The organism is Maritimibacter sp. HL-12 (assembly GCF_900177545.1).
GTDB lineage: Bacteria > Pseudomonadota > Alphaproteobacteria > Rhodobacterales > Rhodobacteraceae > Sinisalibacter.
Genome location: NZ_FXBQ01000001.1, coordinates 376,183 through 395,016, shown reverse-complemented (window position 1 = coordinate 395,016; position 18,834 = coordinate 376,183). Strand labels below are relative to the sequence as shown.

The 18,834-nt window shown below is 65.0% G+C and carries 14 protein-coding genes; 7 read left to right on the top strand and 7 right to left on the bottom strand.

Going from position 1 to position 18,834, the window contains the following annotated elements; all coding sequences use genetic code 11:
• Positions 1–35 precede the first annotated feature (35 nt).
• Both ppsA and B9Y97_RS01960 read right to left on the bottom strand, forming a co-directional pair.
• Complete coding sequence (ppsA, locus tag B9Y97_RS01965; RefSeq protein ID WP_085525181.1) at positions 36–2,435, bottom strand: phosphoenolpyruvate synthase; 2,400 nt, start codon at positions 2,433–2,435, stop codon at positions 36–38.
• A gap of 128 nt (positions 2,436–2,563) precedes the next feature.
• A complete protein-coding gene (locus tag B9Y97_RS01960; protein WP_085525180.1) occupies positions 2,564–3,598 on the bottom strand; it encodes a glycosyltransferase family 2 protein in 1,035 nt (344 codons plus the stop codon).
• Between the two features lie 180 nt (positions 3,599–3,778).
• Between B9Y97_RS01960 and B9Y97_RS01955 the strand changes: the two genes are divergently transcribed.
• Together B9Y97_RS01955 and B9Y97_RS01950 are read left to right on the top strand one after the other, a co-directional pair.
• Entirely contained in the window at positions 3,779–6,112 is a 2,334-nt protein-coding gene (locus B9Y97_RS01955) for a glycosyltransferase family 2 protein (protein WP_085525179.1), read from the top strand.
• A 125-nt stretch (positions 6,113–6,237) separates the two neighbouring features.
• Positions 6,238–7,791, top strand: a complete 1,554-nt coding sequence (locus B9Y97_RS01950; RefSeq protein ID WP_139828196.1) for a hypothetical protein — start codon at positions 6,238–6,240, stop codon at positions 7,789–7,791.
• Positions 7,792–7,819: 28 nt separating this feature from the next.
• On the opposite strand, the gene B9Y97_RS01945 is transcribed toward B9Y97_RS01950, so the two are convergent.
• Positions 7,820–10,027 (bottom strand): hypothetical protein, encoded by a 2,208-nt coding sequence (locus B9Y97_RS01945; protein WP_085528047.1) that lies wholly within the window; start codon positions 10,025–10,027, stop codon positions 7,820–7,822.
• A gap of 230 nt (positions 10,028–10,257) precedes the next feature.
• Between B9Y97_RS01945 and B9Y97_RS01940 the strand changes: the two genes are divergently transcribed.
• Positions 10,258–11,169 carry an AAA family ATPase gene (locus tag B9Y97_RS01940; protein WP_085525177.1) on the top strand — a complete coding sequence of 304 codons (912 nt, stop codon included), beginning with the start codon at positions 10,258–10,260 and terminating at the stop codon, positions 11,167–11,169.
• Positions 11,170–11,233: 64 nt separating this feature from the next.
• Positions 11,234–12,481, top strand: a complete 1,248-nt coding sequence (locus tag B9Y97_RS01935; RefSeq protein WP_085525176.1) for a vWA domain-containing protein — start codon at positions 11,234–11,236, stop codon at positions 12,479–12,481.
• 62 nt (positions 12,482–12,543) lie between these two features.
• Here B9Y97_RS01935 and B9Y97_RS01930 read toward each other — a convergent pair whose 3' ends face one another.
• The 4 genes from B9Y97_RS01930 to B9Y97_RS01915 form a co-directional block, all read right to left on the bottom strand.
• Positions 12,544–13,488: a Gfo/Idh/MocA family oxidoreductase gene (locus tag B9Y97_RS01930; protein WP_085525175.1), complete on the bottom strand. Its 945-nt coding sequence runs from the start codon at positions 13,486–13,488 to the stop codon at positions 12,544–12,546.
• 10 nt (positions 13,489–13,498) lie between these two features.
• Positions 13,499–14,350 carry a class III extradiol dioxygenase subunit beta gene (locus B9Y97_RS01925; RefSeq protein ID WP_085525174.1) on the bottom strand — a complete coding sequence of 284 codons (852 nt, stop codon included), beginning with the start codon at positions 14,348–14,350 and terminating at the stop codon, positions 13,499–13,501.
• On the bottom strand, positions 14,350–14,742 hold the full coding sequence (gene ligA / locus B9Y97_RS01920; protein WP_085525173.1) for a protocatechuate 4,5-dioxygenase subunit alpha: 393 nt from the start codon (positions 14,740–14,742) through the stop codon (positions 14,350–14,352). Before ligA ends, B9Y97_RS01925 begins: the two co-directional genes overlap by 1 nt.
• 139 nt (positions 14,743–14,881) lie before the next feature.
• Complete coding sequence (locus B9Y97_RS01915; RefSeq protein WP_085525172.1) at positions 14,882–16,087, bottom strand: LysR family transcriptional regulator; 1,206 nt, start codon at positions 16,085–16,087, stop codon at positions 14,882–14,884.
• Between the two features lie 159 nt (positions 16,088–16,246).
• Between B9Y97_RS01915 and B9Y97_RS01910 the strand changes: the two genes are divergently transcribed.
• The 3 genes from B9Y97_RS01910 to B9Y97_RS01900 all read left to right on the top strand — a co-directional run bounded on the left by B9Y97_RS01910 (position 16,247) and on the right by B9Y97_RS01900 (position 18,833).
• Entirely contained in the window at positions 16,247–16,984 is a 738-nt protein-coding gene (locus tag B9Y97_RS01910) for a PIG-L deacetylase family protein (protein WP_085525171.1), read from the top strand.
• Complete coding sequence (locus tag B9Y97_RS01905) at positions 16,984–17,676, top strand: 4-carboxy-4-hydroxy-2-oxoadipate aldolase/oxaloacetate decarboxylase (RefSeq protein WP_085525170.1); 693 nt, start codon at positions 16,984–16,986, stop codon at positions 17,674–17,676. The genes B9Y97_RS01910 and B9Y97_RS01905 overlap by 1 nt, the downstream gene beginning before the upstream one ends.
• A gap of 98 nt (positions 17,677–17,774) precedes the next feature.
• Positions 17,775–18,833 (top strand): 4-oxalomesaconate tautomerase, encoded by a 1,059-nt coding sequence (locus B9Y97_RS01900; RefSeq protein ID WP_085525169.1) that lies wholly within the window; start codon positions 17,775–17,777, stop codon positions 18,831–18,833.
• The last annotated feature ends 1 nt before the right edge of the window (position 18,834 follow it).

Below are 18,834 nucleotides of genomic sequence, written 5' to 3'. Positions count from 1 at the left end.
GCGCAGGCCCCGGCCTCACGCGTACCCGCGGTGCCTCAGCCTTTGGCCTTCTCGGCCTCGGCCACGTTTTCCTTCACCGCGATGAAACTGTCGGGCGTCACCGAGATGGTGTCGATCCCGGCTTCGACGAGGAACTTCGCGAAGGTCGGGTTGTTCGACGGGGCCTGTCCGCAGAGGCCGACATAGCTGCCGGTCTGGTGCGCCTTGTCGATCACCGTCGAGATCATCCACTTCACCGCCTCGTTCGATTCGTCGAACAGATCGGCCAGCGTGCCCGAATCGCGGTCCACCCCCATGGTGAGCTGGGTGAGGTCGTTCGAGCCGATCGAGAAGCCGTCGAAGCGGTCGGCGAACTGCTCGGCGAGGATCACGTTGGCGGGGATCTCGCACATCACGTAGATCTCCAGCCCGTTCTCGCCGCGCACAAGGCCGTGGCGGGCCGAAACCTCGAGCACCTTGTCGGCCTCGTCGAGCGAACGGCAGAACGGGATCATGATCACCACGTTGTCGAAACCCATTTCCTCGCGCAGCTTCTTGATCGCCTTGCATTCGAGCGCATAGCCCGGCTCGTAGCTTTCCGAGTAGTAGCGCGAGGCACCGCGGAAGCCGATCATCGGGTTTTCTTCCTTCGGTTCGAACTGGCGGCCGCCGACAAGCTCGGCGTATTCGTTCGTCTTGAAGTCCGACATGCGCACGATGACCTTGTTGGGATAGGCCAGCGCCGCGATCCGGCTGAGCCCGCGCGCGAGCGTGTCGATGAAGAATTGCGACTTGTCCTCGTAGCCCTTGGTCAATTCCTCGATGAAGTCGCGGTCGCTCTCCTTTTTCACCTTGTCGAAGTGGATCAGCGCGAGCGGGTGGGCGATGATCGCGTTGTTGATCACGAATTCCATCCGCGCGAGCCCCACGCCGTCGATCGGCAGGCGCCACCAGCGCGCCGAGGTCGAGGGGTTGGCGAGGTTGAGCATGATCTTGGTTTTCGTCTCGGGAACATGGGTGAGATCGAGCTCTTCCACTTCGTATTTGGCGAAGCCTTCGTAGATCAGCCCTTCGTCGCCCTCGGAGCAATCCACCGTCACGTCCTGCATGTCGTGCAGAACATGGGTGGCGGTGCCGGTGCCGACGATGGCGGGCACGCCCAGTTCGCGGCTGACGATGGCGGCGTGGCTGGTGCGCCCGCCGCTGTCGGTGATGATCGCCTTGGCGCGTTTCATGATCGGCACCCAGTCCGGGTCGGTCTGGGTGGTGACGAGGATCGCACCGTCGGTGAACTTGTCGATGTCCTTGACGTCTTCGATCAGGCAGATCGTGCCGGTGGCCACCGCCGCGCCGACCGAGAGGCCCTTGAGCAGGATGTCGCCGTGGCTAGAGACGCTGAAGCGTTTCATCGCCCCCGCCTGCACTCGGCTCTGCACCGTCTCGGGCCGGGCCTGAACGATGTAGATGCCGCCGTTCACGCCGTCGCGGGCCCATTCCATGTCCATCGGCTGGCCGTAATGGTCCTCGATCGTCTTGGCGTAGCGCGCCAGTTCGACGATCTCCTCGTCCGACAGCACGAAGGCTTCCTTCTCGGCTTTCGAGGTGGGCACGTTCTTGATGTCGCCGCCTTCAAGCCCGGCGTAGATCATCTTCTTCTCTTTCGCGCCGAGCTTCTTCTCGATGATCGGCGTCACGTCCTTGCGGTCGAGGAAGGGCTTGTAGACCTGGTATTCATCCGGCGTCACCGCGCCCTGAACGACGTTTTCGCCAAGCCCCCAGGCGGCGTTGATCAGCACGGCGTGGGGCCAGCCGGTTTCGGTGTCGATCGAGAACATCACGCCCGAACCGCCGATATCGGAGCGCACCATGAGCTGCACGCCGATCGAGAGCGCCACGTCGAGGTGGCCGAAGCCCTGCACGTTGCGGTAGGAAATCGCCCGGTCGGTGAACAGCGAGGCGAAGCACTTGCGGCAGGTTTCCAGGAGGGCCTTCTCGCCCACCACGTTGAGATAGGTTTCCTGCTGGCCGGCAAAGGAAGCGTCGGGCAGGTCTTCGGCGGTGGCCGAGGAACGCACGGCGACCGAGGGGTTATCGCCGCCGACCCGGCGGCCAAGCTCGTGATAGGCCGCGACGATGGCCTTGCGGCTGTCTTCGGGGAATTCGCCCGCGATCACCGCGGCGCGCACCTTCTTGCCGGCCTCGGCCAGCGTGATCTTGCCTTCATCGAGATCGGCCATGGTTTCTTCGATCACGTGGTGCAGATCGTTGGCCTTGATGAAGGCGCGGAAGGCGTCGGAGGTGGTGGCATAGCCCGGCGGCACCTTGATGCCGAGCGGTTCGAGTTGCGACACCATCTCGCCAAGCGAGGAGTTCTTGCCGCCCACGAGAGCGACATCTTCACGCCGGAGCTCTTCAAACCAGATGAGCTGGCGGATGTTTCGGGTCGCAGTGTCCATGATCGCGTTCCTTTCTGTGAAAGTCGCTCCGTGCCTAGCGGGTTTTGCGCGCCGGGGCTTTGACTCGTGTCAAGGATTCCGCGACCGGCGCGCCGCGTGGTGCGTTTTTGCCCCTCTGTTTACGCTGTTTACACGGATTTCGGCGGGCGTGCGAATTGGAACAATCGGCGCGCCTCGTCGGGCTGAACGACGCGGGCGGGCGGGGCGAGCAGCAGGCGGCCATAGAGCGCGCGGTTGGGCTCCTCCGCCATCAGCGCGGCGAACCGCGCCTTGCGCCAGGCCACCGCTGCGTCGTGCAGCCGCGCCAGCACCGGGTCGGTGCGCAGGCGGGCAAGGTGCGGCGCGCTCAGGCTCTCGGCGGCGTCGATCGTGGTATCCTCGACCTGGCACCAGTTGCGCTCGGTCCAGTAATCCAGCCCGTGCGCATCGGCCTGGCGGTTCGGCCGGCCGCGGTCGCGCTTGACGATGTAGCTCTCCATCGCACCGAGCGGGTAATGGTTGAGCTGGGCAAGCCGGTAGTGCTTGCGCCCGGGGGGCGAGAAGATCCGGCCGCGCCGGAAGACCGGCTCCAGTTCGCGCCCTTCGCCATCGAACCAGCGTGCGCTGTCGGCCGCTTCGGTGGGGCTGCGCGGGCGGTGCACGCCGAGTTTGGCGTAGGCACCCGAATTGCGGTAGAGCGTCTTGAACATGAACGCGCGCCATGGCCAGACCATGACCTCCGGCGCGGCGCGGGTGAATTGCCGGGTCACCGGCGCATCGGCAAAATCGCGCAGCCCGCAATTGCCGAACAGACGCCAGGTGAGGGTGATCGCGTCGGCATCGGGCAGGGCGTCCAGGAGCGCGTCGAGCGTGTGGTCGCCCGCGTGGATATTGATGAACTCGTCGATGTCGAGCGTTACCAGCCAATCGGCCTCGCGCACCAGCGGGTGCCTGTCGGCCTGTTTCAGCGCCGAGAACTGCACCCCGCCCTCGTGCGGTCCGGGGTTGGGCAGGTGCACGATCTCGCCGATCTCCTCGAGCCGGTCGAGCATGGCGTCGGTGCCATCGTCGCAATCGTTTGAAAACGCGAGAAAATCTGTGAAGCCCAGCCCCTTGTGGTGGGCCAGCCATTCGAGCAGGAAGGCACCTTCGTTGCGAACGGTGAAAACGGCGGTTGCGCGCAATGGGCAAATCTCCGGGTTCGGACAGGGCGCGCGGCGGCGCGGCGGATGAACTGGGAAAACCCTGAGCGATGTGCGCCGCGAGCGCAATGGGCTGTGGGTCCGGCCCCTTGCGCAGCCCTTCCCCTGTGTCGGCGCGCTGTGTAAGGTCACCGAAAACAGGTTTTGGCAGGTAACGGGCGTATGGCCGAGGTATTCCGGCGACAACTGGTGAGCGCGACGGGGCCGCAGGACGGACCGCACCTGCTCGACGCGGTGTCGTGGACCGAGGACCGCGACGGCACCGGGCACGAGGAAATCCGGGCGTTCTTCGCCAACCCGGCGGCGGCGGCGCAGATTGCGCCCGAGGCGGCGGGTGTCGAGATCGTCGAGCGGCGCGACGTTTCGGGCTGCGCCCTCGTCTATGCCCGCGCGGCGCGGCCGGGCGAGGTTTCCATCGACCTGTTCGAGCACGCCCCCACGCATGAGGCCCCGACGCCCGCGAAACGGGCTTGCACCTTTCGCCCGGCCCGGCCCGACCACGACCGTTTCGACGGGCTGAACTGCCTGTTCGGCCAGCGCCTCGAAGAGCCGCCCGAAACGGTGCTCGACTGGCTGCAATGGCATCACGATGAGCACGGCGCACAGGCGGCGGTGATCCTCGATCGCTGCCCGCCCGACAGCGCGGCGGTTTCCGGCGCGGGGTTCGACGAAGCGCTGCGCGACGGTCTCGCGACGCGCGGCCTCGACATGGTTGTTGCCACGCTCGAAAGCCCGGTGCCGCTCGGCAAGCCGGGCCTTGGCCCCGAGAACCACCCCTACCTTGCCCCCGATGCGCCGGGAAAGGACCGGATGGCGGTGCCCGCCCCCGATCCGTGGCGGGCGCCGCTCGGGCAGGGCATTCTCTTCGAGATCGTGAAATGGCGCTTTCTCGTCCGGGCGCGCGCGCTCGTGGTGCTGGACGTGACCGATTTTCTCGCCCCGACGGGCGCGCAGGGCAACGTGTTCGACGCCTGCCAACAGGCGCGGTCGGGTGTTGTCCTTCTGGTTGGGCGGCGGATCTACCCGTGGCGGGTGCGAAAAGGCCAGCGCGAACGCTTCGCAGATCACATCTGCCGCCAGTTCGACGCGCGGCGGGGGATTGCGAAATGGGGCTGCGCACCGGCGAAGGCGGGGCTCGACGCGACCTGGCGGATGGTCCGCGTGGCCTATGCCAAGCCAGACCCCGACAGGGTGTTCGGGTTCTGGCGCGCGATGGCGATCCGGGTGCCGGGGCGCAACGCGGCCGAGCTTGCCCCCAAGACCTCGCTGGTCGAAGACCCGGTCCTGCTGGACCTCGCGCAGAGCCACTGGGGCCACAAGCCGATCCGCCCGCCGGTGTCGAAGCCCAAGCCCGCGCCACGCCATGCCACCAAGGCCGGGCGCACCGCGATCATCACCACGATGAAGAACGAAGGCCCCTTCATCATGGAGTGGATCGCCTATCACCGCGCGATCGGCGTCGATGATTTCCTGATCTACACCAACGATTGCACCGATGGCACCGACACGATGCTGGATCTGCTGATGCAGAAAGGCATCGTGCAGCACCGCGCCAACCCGTGGCGGCCGGGCGGCGAGTTGAAGCCCCAGCATGCCGCGTTGCAGGCCGCCGAAAGCGAGCCGGTGATCCGCGATTGCGGCTGGGCGATCTGCATGGACGTGGACGAATACATCAACGTCAAGATCGGCGACGGCACGCTGGATGCGCTCTATGCCGCGATGGGCGAGGCGAACATGATCTCGCTGACGTGGCGGCTGTTCGGCAACGATGACGTGCACCGTTTCGAGGATCGCTTCATCGTCGAGCAGTTCACCCGGGCCGCTCCCGAGATCGCGCGCAAGCCGCACCAGGCCTGGGGCTTCAAGACGCTGTTTCGCAACATCGACCTCTACAAGAAGATCGGCGTGCACCGGCCCAAGGGCCTGATCCCCGATTTGTGGGACCAGGTGAAATGGCTCAACGGCTCGGGCCAGCCGATGCCGCGCGAGATGTTCCGCAACGGCTGGCGCTCGACGCTGGAGACCTATGGCTATGACTGGGTGCAGCTCAACCACTACGCGGTGCGGTCCGCCGAGAGCTTCCTGGTGAAACGCGACCGCGGCCGGGTCAACCACGTCGACCGCGACCAGGGGCTGAACTACTGGTTCCGGATGAACCACAACGCCGAGGAGGAAGGCTCGATCCTGCGGATGGTGCCGAAGCTCCGGGCCGAGTACGACCGGCTCATGGCCGACCCGGAAATCCGCGCCGCGCACGAGCATTCGGTGGCCGCGCACCGGACCAGGATCGCCGAGCTTCGGGCCACAGAAAACTACGAGGATTTCTATCGCGAGCTCACCAGCGAACGGTTCGAGCAGCTTTCGCGGATGCTGCACCACTTCGGTGCCAACGTGTTCAACGCCGGGCCAGGGGTGATCCCGGAGGATCTCCATCTGCGCGCGCTGCCGCCGGATTTCTTCTTCACCGTCGAGCACAGCGGGGAAGCGGAGCATTGAGGGGGCGCATTGAGCAAGAACGGGGGAGCCTTAGCCATGGGCCAGACGGTCAGCCTTCCCGCCGATAAGGCACACAATACTGTTTTTCATTTCACAAGACTCCTGACCGGGCGGAAGGATGTGACATGTTGCTAGAGGCTCAGAAAAAATGGCCACTTGCGGCTCGGAAATTCGGCTCGGCCTTTCGATACCAATACGTGGTATCGAAAGCTGAGCTCGATATCCCGCAATTCCGAACCTTTTCGCGAGCATCGTGGAAGATTCATGCCGGCAATGGTTTGCCGGTTTGTCAATTATCTGATCGGAATGGAGGTTTTATTGGATACCTTCTTGGGGTGGCCGTCGGTCCGGTGGGCCTGATCAACGAAAGTGCCAATGTGCTGCCGTTTTCGCTGGAAGATAGGGATTTTTGGAAAGCTTTTGAAAAGTGGCTCATTGACGTAGCGGGGCGCTATGCATTCCTGATCGAAGCCGGCGGAGAGACCCGTTTCTATTGCGACCCGGTCGGGATGATTGGCGCGGTCTACAACAAGGCAGATCGCCTTATCTCGGCGTCGCCATTGCTTGCAATCTTCGACGAGCTGATGCCGAATCCCAAATTCGATTTCGAGGTGATTCGTGAGCATAGAGGTAAGTTCTCGCTGTTTCATACAGCCGACGAAAGGGTGCGGCGTCTCAATCCAAACTACTACCTGGAATTGGAAGAGTTCTCTGAGCACCGGCATTGGCCGAAGAATGAAAAATTTTTGATTTCGAATGACCAGGTACTAGGGGTCTACGACGAGATATTTGATCGGGCTTCGTACAACCTTGCTGAAATCTCTCGTGCCTATCCCGTATCATTCCCGATCTCGGGCGGGCAAGACAGTCGCTTGCTCCTTGCTTTCGCGAAGGACCATGGCTCCCATGTTTCACAATTCTATACCCATGTGAATAACTACGCTACGCGCCGCGATGCTGCAATTGGAGGGGAATTGTGCAAGGCGCTGTGCTTTCGCCACGAAGTCCATGATCGGCGCAATGCCTCTATTCCGAAAAGGCAGCGCAACGAATTTCGGGTATCCTGGAACATGGCGTTCGGCGCTGAGGTGCCGATGCCAGCGGAGTATGAGAACGGTGTGATCTTGCAGGTTCCGGAAAAAAATATCATCTTGCGTGGGCATCAAACTGATATTCTCAGGGCTGTTTATGTTTCCAAGGGTAAAGAACACTGGCAGGAAGCGGATTGGCAAATAAAGCGTCTGCTGATTGTTCCTAGGGAGTTATTCGGCCGAGATACCGTTGACCGTTTTTCGGATGATTTCTTTACTTGGCAACGGTCTCTGCCAGACAACGCGATGGAAAAGGCCGCTGATTTCATGTTTCTAGAAGTCTACTACAATTCTACTGTGGGAGCCACGTTCCCGGCACTTTGGCGCAATTTTTATCTTTCGCCCTTCAATAGCCGACGCCTGATCGGCCTCTCGTTGTCGTTCTCGGAGGAGGCGAGGCGTTTGTCTCTTCCGGTATTCGATATCGTCGAGAGGTATTGCCCCAAATTGTCCAGGATTCCATACGATTTCGAGTTGCACCCAAATCTGGGACTTGTCGGGGACAAAGATCACTATCGGGAGGTGACTGAAAAACGAGTCTGGAAGACCCAACGACGACTCGCCGACCATCTGAAGGCGGTGGGCTGACGCGCAACCATTAAATGGATCCGCGCACTCACAGCCCCTTCATCCCCTGCCGGACCTTGCGGTTGTCATCGCGTGCGAGGATGTATTCGCCGAGGCGTTTCGCCAGCTTGCGGTGGCCCTTGTCGACGGCGCGGGTGAACAATTCGCGCTGGTAGCGCGGGAAGGTCTTTCGGGTGCGCAGCATCTGGTAATAGTCCTGCGATGTCAGCGTGCCCGCGAGTGCGCCGAGGATGATCGGCGTGAGGATGCCCATCTGGCTCAGAGACGAGCCGAGCCGATGGCCGAGCAGCGGCGCGCGCAGGTACTCGACGTTGTCGTGGGTGAAGCGGTTGACGTGGCCGGAATCGAGCGGCTCGTAGGGATCATAGAGAATGTAGACCTTGCGCGCGGCGTCTGAAACCTGTGCCGCATCGCCGTAGGGACCGGAAAAGTCGCGCTCCCAGGCGACCTTGTAGCGGGTTTCCCAAGGCACGATGGACTTGTTGAGCGTGGTCTGCGGGCTGATCGCCACCACGTCCGCCCCCGGCGCGGCGGGTGAGAAGGCGCAGGCGGCATAGCCCCCCATCGAGGCGCCGTAGAAGACCACGCGCTTGAATTGCTTGAAAAATCCAGCGTCGCGCAGCTCGTCGAACTGCTCGGAGACCCACGGATTGCGATACCATGTCCAGCCGCCCGCCAGCACCCCCAGCATCGACCAGCCCTGCTGCTCGATGAAGGCATAGCCCCAGGGCCGGCGGTCGTCGCGCTTGTTCATCGTGATGTCGAGGTTGTCGAAGGTCACCACGAGCGTGTCTTTGTCGCGCGGGACGAACAGGAAGGAATGCCCCTCGGGGCCGGGGCGATAGAACCCGTCCTTGCCCGCCAGCCGGGTGGCGATCCGGTTCCAGCCTTCGTCGTTCTCGGTTGTCTCCGCAGGCATCGGCGTTACCAGAACCCGGGTGACGGGCGCACCGTCGACCTCGCGGGTCGCGATCACGGTGTTGGTGCCGTAACGCTTGAGGAACGGAAACGCCCCGGAGCCTTTCCTGATATCCATGATCACGCGGCTGTCGGCATGCAGGAGCCGGTCGTAGACCGGGCCAAGATTGCGGATCCGGAGGTTGCTGCCAAAGCCGTCGAGATTGCAGAGCACATCCACCGGCTTGAGGTCGTTCTCGGTTTCGATGATCCGGACCCGCTCGGAGGAAATGCCGTTGTGGGCCAGAAACTCGGTGTATTCCGCGATCCAGGGCTGGGGTTCGGCCGCGAACCTGCATCTGTTGTCGAGGTTGAGCAGCCGAACCTCGCACTCATGCTGATGGGCCAGCGCCAGAACCAGGCCGCGCGCCGCACCGGTCATGTCGGCCACCGACGTGATGTCGCCAAGGTCGATGTGGTCGATCAGTCCGCTATCGAACACCGCCGTCCCGCGTTCGCGGATCGGGGCGAGGGCGGGCTGGATGTCGTGCAGTCGGACCAGCTTGTCGAGGTAGGAGCCTTTCGGCGGCAAGCCGTGGTGCAACTTGCCGAGCTGCTTCTTGTTCGAGGCCCAAAGGTGCAGCGCCGTGGTTTCATCGGTGACGATGGCTTCCACCACCTTTGCAGGGCGCAGGAACTTCGCCCGGTCGGGGAAGGTGACCGGGTAGAAGGCTTCGAGCGGCAGAACCTTGTCGGCAAGCCCGAGCAGGTGCACGTAATGGGTGACCATCGACGGGCCCCAGATCCCCCACGGCTGCTGGCTGACATGCACGGGCGCGCCCGCCTCGGCCTTCTGTCGGTAGTCGCGCTGCTTCGCTTTCGGCAGGAATGGCGCGATCGAATGGCGATCTTCGGTGAACGCCAGCATCTGCGCCAGCATCTCGCTGTCGCTCGGCAGGCCGAGCACGGCGTTGTTCACACGCTTTTCGCCGGGCAGTTCGAAGCCGAGCACGTAATCGGTTTCGTAGTCCATCGGGCGATGGCAATAGACATCGGTATCGACCCAGATCATGCCGGGGCATTTGTGGATCATGTGCAGACGGAACAGATCGGCAAACAGGGCGAAACTGTTCTTCAGCTCGTACTTGATGAAATCCTCGGTGTCGATGATCTCGCGCCCGTCCCGGTGGATCACCCCCTCGGGCACATTGGGTATATCGTCGTAGCTGAACAGCGTGATCTTCTGGCCCTTGTCGACAAAGGATCTCAGGCTGAGCTGTTCAAGCCAGCTTAGCGGACCGCCGATCCAGAGGGTTCCGACTTCGCGTTCCCGCCCCATGCTCTGTCCTCTTCCGGCCCGGGCAAGGGCCTTGTCGTTCCGCGGCGCGTTGCCGCTTGCACCCATGCGGACCATAGGGCGTCGGCCGCGGTCTTGCCAAGCGCGCTGTGCGGCGGCGGCGCGGCTGCGGGGAGGATTGTTGTATCGGCTCGCGGCATCCGGCCGCGTGCGGGTCTTGACCCCGGCGCTTCGCCCATGTCCCATGCGCGGGTTGGCAGGGAGGCAGAACGATGACCGCGATACCCGACAGCATAGAGGGCGTGCAGGAGATGCTCGCGCGGCAGGATTACGTCGCGGGCCGTGCGCTCGCCACCGTGGTCTTCCTCGCGCTCCGGCTCGGGCGTCCGCTGTTTCTCGAAGGCGAGGCGGGCGTGGGCAAGACCGAGATCGCCAAGGCGCTCGCCGCAGGTCTCGGCCGCCGGTTGATCCGGCTGCAATGCTACGAAGGGCTCGATGCGGCGTCGGCCGTCTACGAGTGGAACTTCCCCGCACAGATGGTTGCGATCCGCACCGCCGAGGTCACCGAGGGCACCGACCGGGAGGCGCTCACCGACGAGCTGTTTTCCGACCGGTTCCTGATCCGCCGCCCGCTGCTGGAGGCGATGTCGCCCCAGCCCGGCGGCGCGCCGGTTCTGCTGATCGACGAGATCGACCGCACGGATGAGCCCTTCGAGGCCTTCCTGCTGGAGGCACTGAGCGATTTCCAGGTGACGATCCCCGAGCTTGGCACCGTGAAGGCCCCCGAGCCGCCGATCGTGATCCTCACCTCCAACCGCACCCGCGAGGTGCACGACGCGCTCAAGCGCCGCTGCCTTTACCACTGGGTCGACTATCCTGCCTTCGAGCGCGAAATGGCGATCCTCGCCGCACGCTGCCCCGAGGCCTCGGAGCACCTCAGCCGCGAGATCGTGGCCTTCGTCCAGCGGCTGCGCACCGAAGACCTGTTCAAGCGCCCGGGCGTGGCCGAAACCATCGACTGGGCGAAATGCCTGCTCGCCCTCGACGTGATCACGCTGTCGCCGGAGGTGATCGCCGACACCATCGGCGCGATCCTGAAATACCAGGACGATATCCAGCGCCTCGCAGGCAGCGAGGCGATCCGCCTGCTCGACGACAGCCGCAAGGCGCTGGAGGAGGCATGATGCCCGTTCATTCCGGCACGGACTTGCTGGCGGCACACACGCCGCCCCGCCGGCGACGCTGACCATGGCGCTCCCCCCGCTCGATCTGCCCGATAACCCGCAACTGGTGGCCAACCTCGTGCATTTTGCCCGGGCGCTCAGGGCGGCGGGGCTCAAGGCGGGGCCGGGCAAGGTGATCGAGGCGGCGCGGGCGGTGGCGGCGGCGGGGTTCAGCGAGAAGGTGGATTTCTACTGGACGCTGCACGCGGTCTTCGTCTCGCGGCCCGAGGAACGGCGGGTGTTTGCGCAGGTGTTCCGGCTGTTCTGGCGCGATCCGCGTTACATGGAGCACATGATGGCGCTGATGCTGCCCTCGGTGCGCGGGGTGCAGGAGGAGCGCGCGGCCAAACCGGGCGAGAAGCGCGCGGCCGAGGCACTGCTCGACGGGCTGGAGCGCGAGGCCCCGCAGATCGAAGGCGAGGAGCAGGGCACCGAGATCGAGGTTGACGCCACCCTCACGATGTCTCCCGAAGAACGGTTGCGCCGCCTCGACTTCGAGCAGATGTCGAATGCAGAGATGGCCGAGGCGCGCCGGATGCTGGCGCGGCTTGAGTTGCCGGTGAAACCGCTCGCCTCGCGCCGCACCGCCCCGGCCCGTCATGGTCGCTTGCCCGACTGGCGGCGCAGCATGCGCGACGCGGCGCGGCAGGGCGGCGAGTTCAGCGCCCTTGCCACCAAGGCGCGGCGGACCCGCTGGCCGAACCTCGTTGTGCTGTGCGATATTTCCGGCTCGATGAGCGCCTATTCCCGGGTGGTGCTGCACTTCCTCCACGCGGTGGCCAACCGCAAGGGGCAGGGCTGGGCCAAGGTGCATGGCTTCACCTTCGGCACACGGCTGACCAACATTACCCGACACCTCGCCACGCGCGACGTCGATGCCGCGCTGGCCGCGGCGGGGGCCGAGGCGCAGGACTGGGAAGGCGGCACGCGGATCGGCGAATGCCTGCACGCCTTCAACCGCGACTGGTCGCGCCGGGTGCTGGGGCAGGGCGCGGTGGTGCTTCTGATCACCGACGGGCTCGACCGCGACGACCCGGAAAACCTGGCCCGCGAAATCGAACGGTTGCAGCTTTCGTCGCGGCGGCTGATCTGGCTCAACCCGCTGTTGCGCTGGGAGGGATTCGCGCCGCGCGCGGCCGGTATCCGCGCGATGTTGCCTCATGTCGACGCCTTTCGGGCGGGGCACAACATCGCTTCGCTCGAGGCGCTGGCAGAGGCGATCTCGCGGCCCGACGACGCGGGCGAGAAGGCGCGGCTGATGGCGCTGCTCTGAGGATGGGCAGACCGGGTAAGGCCGGGCGACGGACGGGGGAGCAACATGCCCCCCCCTATACCCTATTTGAAGCCGCGCTCGATCCGGTCGAGGGTTTCCATCGCGGGCAGCACCTGCGCCACCGAGGCATTCGGCTCGCGGCCTTCGCGGATCGCCGCGACGAACTCGCGGTCGATCAACTCGATGCCGTTGTTCGACACCGCCACGCCCGACAGGTCGATCGGGTTCTCGTTGCCGTCGAACAGATCGTCATAGCGGGCGATATAGGTGCCGTTGTCGCAGATGTAGCGGAAGAAAGTGCCGAAGGGGCCGTCGTTGTTGAACGACAGGCTGAGCGTGCAGAGCGCGCCCGAGGGCACCTTCATGCCGATGGTCATGTCCATCGCGATGCCGAGATCGGGGTGATGCGGGCCTTCGAGGCCGAACACCTCGCTCGCTGTCTCGCCGGTCTGGTACTGGAACAGATCAACGGTGTGGCAGGCGTGGTGCCAGAGCAGGTGATCGGTCCATGACCGCGGCTCGCCCTTGGCGTTCTTGTTGGAGCGGCGGAAGAAATAGGTCTGAACGTCCATCTGCTGGACTTTCAACTCTCCCGCCGCGATCTTGTTGTGAATCCACTGGTGCGAGGGGTTGAAGCGGCGCACCTGGCCGGCCATCGCCACCAGCCCGGTCTTCTTCTGGGCCTCGACCACACGGATCGAATCCGCGAGCGTGTCGGCCATCGGAATCTCGACGAGCACGTGCTTGCCCGCTTCTAAGCAGGTAACGGCCTGATCGGCGTGCATCTGCGTCGGCGTCGACAGGATCACCGCGTCGACATCGTCGCGCGCGACGCATTCCTCCAGCGTCGTGCCGGCGTGGCCGATGCCACGCTCGGCGGCCAGCGCCTCGATCTTCTCCTTCGTCGGCCCCATCACCGAGGTGACCTCGACGCCCTCGATATTGGCGAGCGCGTCGAGATGCTTGAGGCCGAAGGCGCCATAGGCGCCGGCAACGCAGATCCGCATGGGTTCCTCCCTATCCGTGGTTCTCAAGGATCAGGTGCCCCACCGCCGTGTTCGAGGCGGGCACGTGGTAATGGCGGTGCACTTCCGTCACCTTCTCGTCGAGCGCGCCGCGCATCACCAGCCACATCACCATCTCGATGCCTTCCGAGCCGGTCTCGCGCAGAAACTCGACATGGTCGATCTTGCGGGCCTTGTCGGGCTCGTTCACCAGCATGTCCATGAAGTTCTGGTCCCACTCGGCGTTGATCAGCCCGGCGCGTTCGGCCTGAAGCTGGTGGCTCATGCCGCCGGTGCCGTAGATGTGCACGTTCAGATCCTCGGGGTAGCTGTCGATGGCGCGACGGATCGCCTTGCCGAGATTGTAGCAGCGGTTTGCCGTCGGCGCGGGGTATTGCACCACGTTGACGGCGAGCGGGATCACCAAGGTGCCCCAGTCGTCGCCGGGCTTGCGGTCGCCGAACATCACCGAGAGCGGCACGGTGAGGCCGTGATCCACTTCCATCTCGTTCATGATGGTGAGGTCGAACTCGTCGAGGATCACGCTTTGGGCGATGTGGCTGGCGAGCTTCTGGTGGCCCTTCACCACCGGCACCGGGCGCGGGCCGAAGCCCTCGTCGGCGGGGGTGAAGTCGGCGGCACAGCCGATCGCGAAGGTCGGGATCACGCTTGCGTCGAAGGCGGTGCAGTGATCGTTGTAGACGAGAAACACCACGTCGGGCTTGTTTTCCTCGTTCCACTTGCGCGAAAACTCGAAGCCCTTGAACACGGGCTGCCAATAGGGCTGGTCGGTGATCCCCTGGTCCATCGCCACGCCGATGGCGGGCACGTGGCTGCAGGCGATCCCTGCGGTGATACGGGCCATTATTCTTTCTCCCATTCGGATTTGTAGCGGTTGCCCTCGATCTTGCGGCCACCCTCGACCATCATCTTGCGATAATCGTCGCGGCTCATGTGGCTCATCATCGCGGCGAGATCCTGAAACACGATGCCGTCGAAAGCTGCGAGCTTGGAGGTGTAGTAGATATTGCCGCCCAGCTCGAGCAGCCGGTTCCAGTCGCGGTCACGCACCGCCTGTTTCTGGTCCTCGGTCATGGCGAAACGCGACATGTGCGCCTCGGGGTCGTCCCGGAATGCCTGTCGGTTCTTCTCCTGCCGCAGCGAGATGCAGAACTGGTTCAGCCAGTAGCCCTCGCGCGAGCGGTCGGCGTCGAAAACGAAGGTGCCGGGAATATCGTCGTATGGCTTCTGCGTCATGGGATACTCCTGTTCGCGGGTGCCTGCTGCTTATGAGGTGGGGCCGCGGAAGGGAAATAAAAACCCCCACCCGCCTATTCGTTCTGCCTATAGGCGGTGGTCCGGCACGCGGCTTCGAAATCGCGCGCGTCCCCCATGGTCAGACCGCCGCGCGCACGTGTTCGAGAAACCGCGCCTGGGTTGGCGTCGGCATCCAGTCGGCCCGTGTGGTGATCCCGATCGGCCGTTCCGATCCGGGCAGCGGCAGATCGAGCGGCACCATCAGCCCTTGCGCGATCTCCACCGCCGCCTGCCGGGGCGACAGGATGGTGAGATAGTCGCCGCGCGAAAGCATGCCGCGCACCAGCACCATCGACGAGGTCACCACCCGCACCGGCGTTTTTTCCAACCTGCCGATCCCGAGCGCCCGAAACAGATAGGCCCCCGCCGGGGTTTCCTTCGGCGGCGCGATCCATGGATAGGCAAGGGTATCGGCGAGGCTGAGCCCGGCCCGGCCCGCCAGCGGGTGGTCGGGGCGCACCACCACGGCAAGGGAATCGTCGAACAGACGTTCCTGCACCACGTCTTCGGCGGGCAGGGGGTCGCGCAGCGCGCCGATCAACACGTCGAGATCGCCGTGGCGCAACTCGCGCAGGAGCTCGCTGTAGGGGGCATCGACGAGGCGGATCTGCACCCCCGCCGCTTCGCGCAGAAGTGCGTCGCAGGCACCGGGCAGGATCTCGGTGCGCGACAGCGGCATCGAGCCGACCCTGATCCGGGTGGCGTCCTGCCCGCGCAGACGGGTGAGTTCGTCAAGACCCTGGGCGAGTTCTGCGCCAGCAAGTTTCACGGCGCGCGAAAACGCCTCGGCCTGCGGCGTCAGCTCGATACCACGGCGCCCGGGCAAGAACAGCTTGAGGCCCGAGAGCCGTTCCAGATCGCGCCCCGCGCGGTGAATCGAGGGCTGCGAGATCGCCAGGTTGCGCGCGGCGAGGCTGAAGCTGCCCGCCTCGCCGATGGCGACCAGCGCGCGCAACTGCGCCGCCGTGGCGCGGGCATGAAAATCCGCGACCGGTTTGCCGTCGCGCCGTCCGGCAAGACGCAACGCGCGACCCGCGCCCTGGGCGAGAATGCCGAACATGCGCCGCACCCGAAGCAGCAGGACCTCACCTTCGGGGGTGGGAAACATGCCCTCCGGGCGACGGTCGAGCAGCTTGACGCCGAAGCGCGCCTCGAGCCCGGCAATGGCCTGTGTCACCGCCGGTTGCGACAGGTGCACACGGTGGGACGCGGCGCTGATTCCACCTGCATCCGACACTTCCATGAAAGCCCTGAGGTGCCTGAGATTTGGAAAATCCAATTCCATGACAGTGATCCGACCTTGCTTGAACCGAGACTCGTTTCGGATAGCTATAGCAATTATTTATGATACTGGCGCGGGATTCAAATGGTCATGCGGGTTGCGTGAGACTAATCCGGTGGTCAAACGGGCGAATGCCCAGCGCGGAAAATCAGGGAGACCCTCATGTCGGACAAGAAAACCGCTCTCGTGATCTCGGCCCACTCGGCCGATTTCGTCTGGCGCGCCGGCGGTGCCATCGCGCTGCACCAGGCGCGCGGCTACGACGTGACCGTCGTGTGCCTGAGCTTCGGCGAGCGTGGCGAAAGCGCCAAGCTGTGGAAGCAGGACGGCATGACGCTGGAGACCGTGAAGACCGAACGGCGCAAGGAGGCGGAGGCCGCCGCCGCCGCGCTCGGGGTTTCCGATATCCGCTTCCTCGACCGTGGCGACTACCCGCTCGATCTCGGCCGCGAAACCCTCGACATGATGGTGGACATCATCCGCGAGGTGCAGCCGAAGTGGATGATGTCGCACTCGAAGTGGGACCCGTACAACACCGACCACATGCGCACCACCGACTTCGCGCTGGAGGCCCGCATGGTGGCGCAGGCCTGGGGCCACAACCCCGGCCAGAAGGTGCTCGGCGCGCCGCAGCTTTACCTGTTCGAGCCGCACCAGACCGAGCAGATGGGCTGGAAACCGAACGTCTTTCTCGACATCACCGAGGTCTGGGACAAGAAATGGGCCGCGATCCAGTGCATGCAGGGCCAGGAGCACCTGTGGCACTTCTACGAGAACGTGGCGGAGAACCGGGGCAACCATTTCCGGCGCAATTCGGGCGGGCAGGCCGGCGGACGGGCGGCAAAATACGCCGAAGGCTTCGAGGCGATCTTCCCGCGCACCGTGGACGAGCTGGATTGATGTCGTATCAGGCGGGAACCACGGGCGTCGTCGTCCAGAACATCGAGCGCGCGGCCGCGGAGGTGATCGACGGGCTCGCAAAATGCGGCGTGGCCACGGTGCACGAGGCGCAGGGCCGCAAGGGGTTGCTCGCGAGCTACATGCGGCCGATCTACCGCGGCGCGCGGGTGGCCGGGTCGGCGGTGACGATCCTCGCGCCCCCGATGGACAACTGGATGATCCACGTCGCCATCGAGCAGTTGCAGGCGGGTGACATCATGGTGCTCGGCACCACCTCGCCGTCGGATGCGGGCTATTTCGGCGACCTGCTGGCGACCTCCGCGATGGCACGCGGCTGCCGCGGGCTGGTGATCGACGCCGGCGTGCGCGACGTGGCTGACCTCGAGGCGATGGGCTTTGCGGTCTGGTCGAAGGCGATCGGGGCGCAGGGCACGATCAAGGAGACGCTGGGCTCGGTGAACGTGCCGGTGGTCTGTGCCGATGCCCTTGTCAACCCGGGCGACGTGATCGTGGCCGATGACGACGGCGTGGTGGTGGTGCGCCGCGAGGAGGCGGCGGAGGTGCTCGACAAGGCCCGTGCCCGCGAGGCGAACGAGACCGAGAAGCGCGCCCGCTTCGAGGCGGGCGAGCTTGGGCTCGACATCTACGGCATGCGCGAACGCCTGGCCGAGAAGGGGCTGAAGTATGTCTGATCGGGGCCAAGGTTCGCCGCGCTTGCGCGCGCCGACCCACACGGGGGCGCTGCCCCCGCACCCCCGGAGTATTTTGGCCAAGAAAAAGGAACAAGCCCGTGGCTGACGGCCTGCGCTGCATGTGGATGCGGGGAGGCACCTCGAAAGGGGGCTACTTCCTTGCCGAAGACCTGCCCGCCGACCCCGCGGCGCGCGACGCCTTCCTGCTGCGCGTCATGGGCTCGCCCGACATCCGCCAGATCGACGGCATGGGCGGGGCCGATCCGCTGACCTCGAAGGTGGCGGTGGTGAAACGGTCTGAGCGCCCCGGGGTGGACGTGGATTACCTGTTCCTGCAGGTGTTCGTTGACCAGCCCATCGTCACCGATGCACAGAACTGCGGCAACATGCTCGCGGGCGTCGGTCCCTTCGCCATCGAGCGCGGGCTGGTGGCGGCTGGGGACGGCGAGACGCCGGTGGCGATTTTCATGGAGAACACCGGGCAGGTGGCGGTGGCGCGGGTGCAGACGCCGGGCGGACGGGTACGCTATGCAGGCGAGGCGCGGATCGACGGGGTGCCGGGCTGCGCCGCGCCGGTGCCGCTGGAGTTTCGCGACACCGCGGGATCGTCCTGCGGGGCGCTGCTGCCGACCGGCAACGTGGTGGACGTGATCGAGGGCATCGAGGCGACGCTGATCGACAACGGCATGCCTTGCGTTGTGATGCGGGCGGGGGATCTCGGGATCACCGGGGCGGAGACGCCGGAGGAACTGGAGGCGGACGAGGCGCTGCGCGCGAGGCTGGAGGCGATCCGCCTGAAGGCCGGGCCGCTGATGAACCTTGGCGACGTGGCCGGCAAGAGCGTGCCGAAGATGACGATGGTGAGCGCGCCTTCCGGCGGTGGCGCGATTTCGACGCGGACCTTCATTCCGCACCGCTGCCACAAGACGATCGGCGTGCTCGGCGCGGTGTCGGTCGCCACGGCCTGCCTGCTCGACGGCAGCCCGGCCGCCGCGCTTGCGGTGACCGGCGAAGGCACCGAGCGCCGGCTCAGTATCGAACACCCGACCGGGGAGATGACCATCATCGCCCGGCTGGACGACAATGGAACCCCCACTTCCGCCGCCATCCTGCGCACCGCGCGCAAGCTGATGGACGGCGTGGTTTTCGGAGACTGAC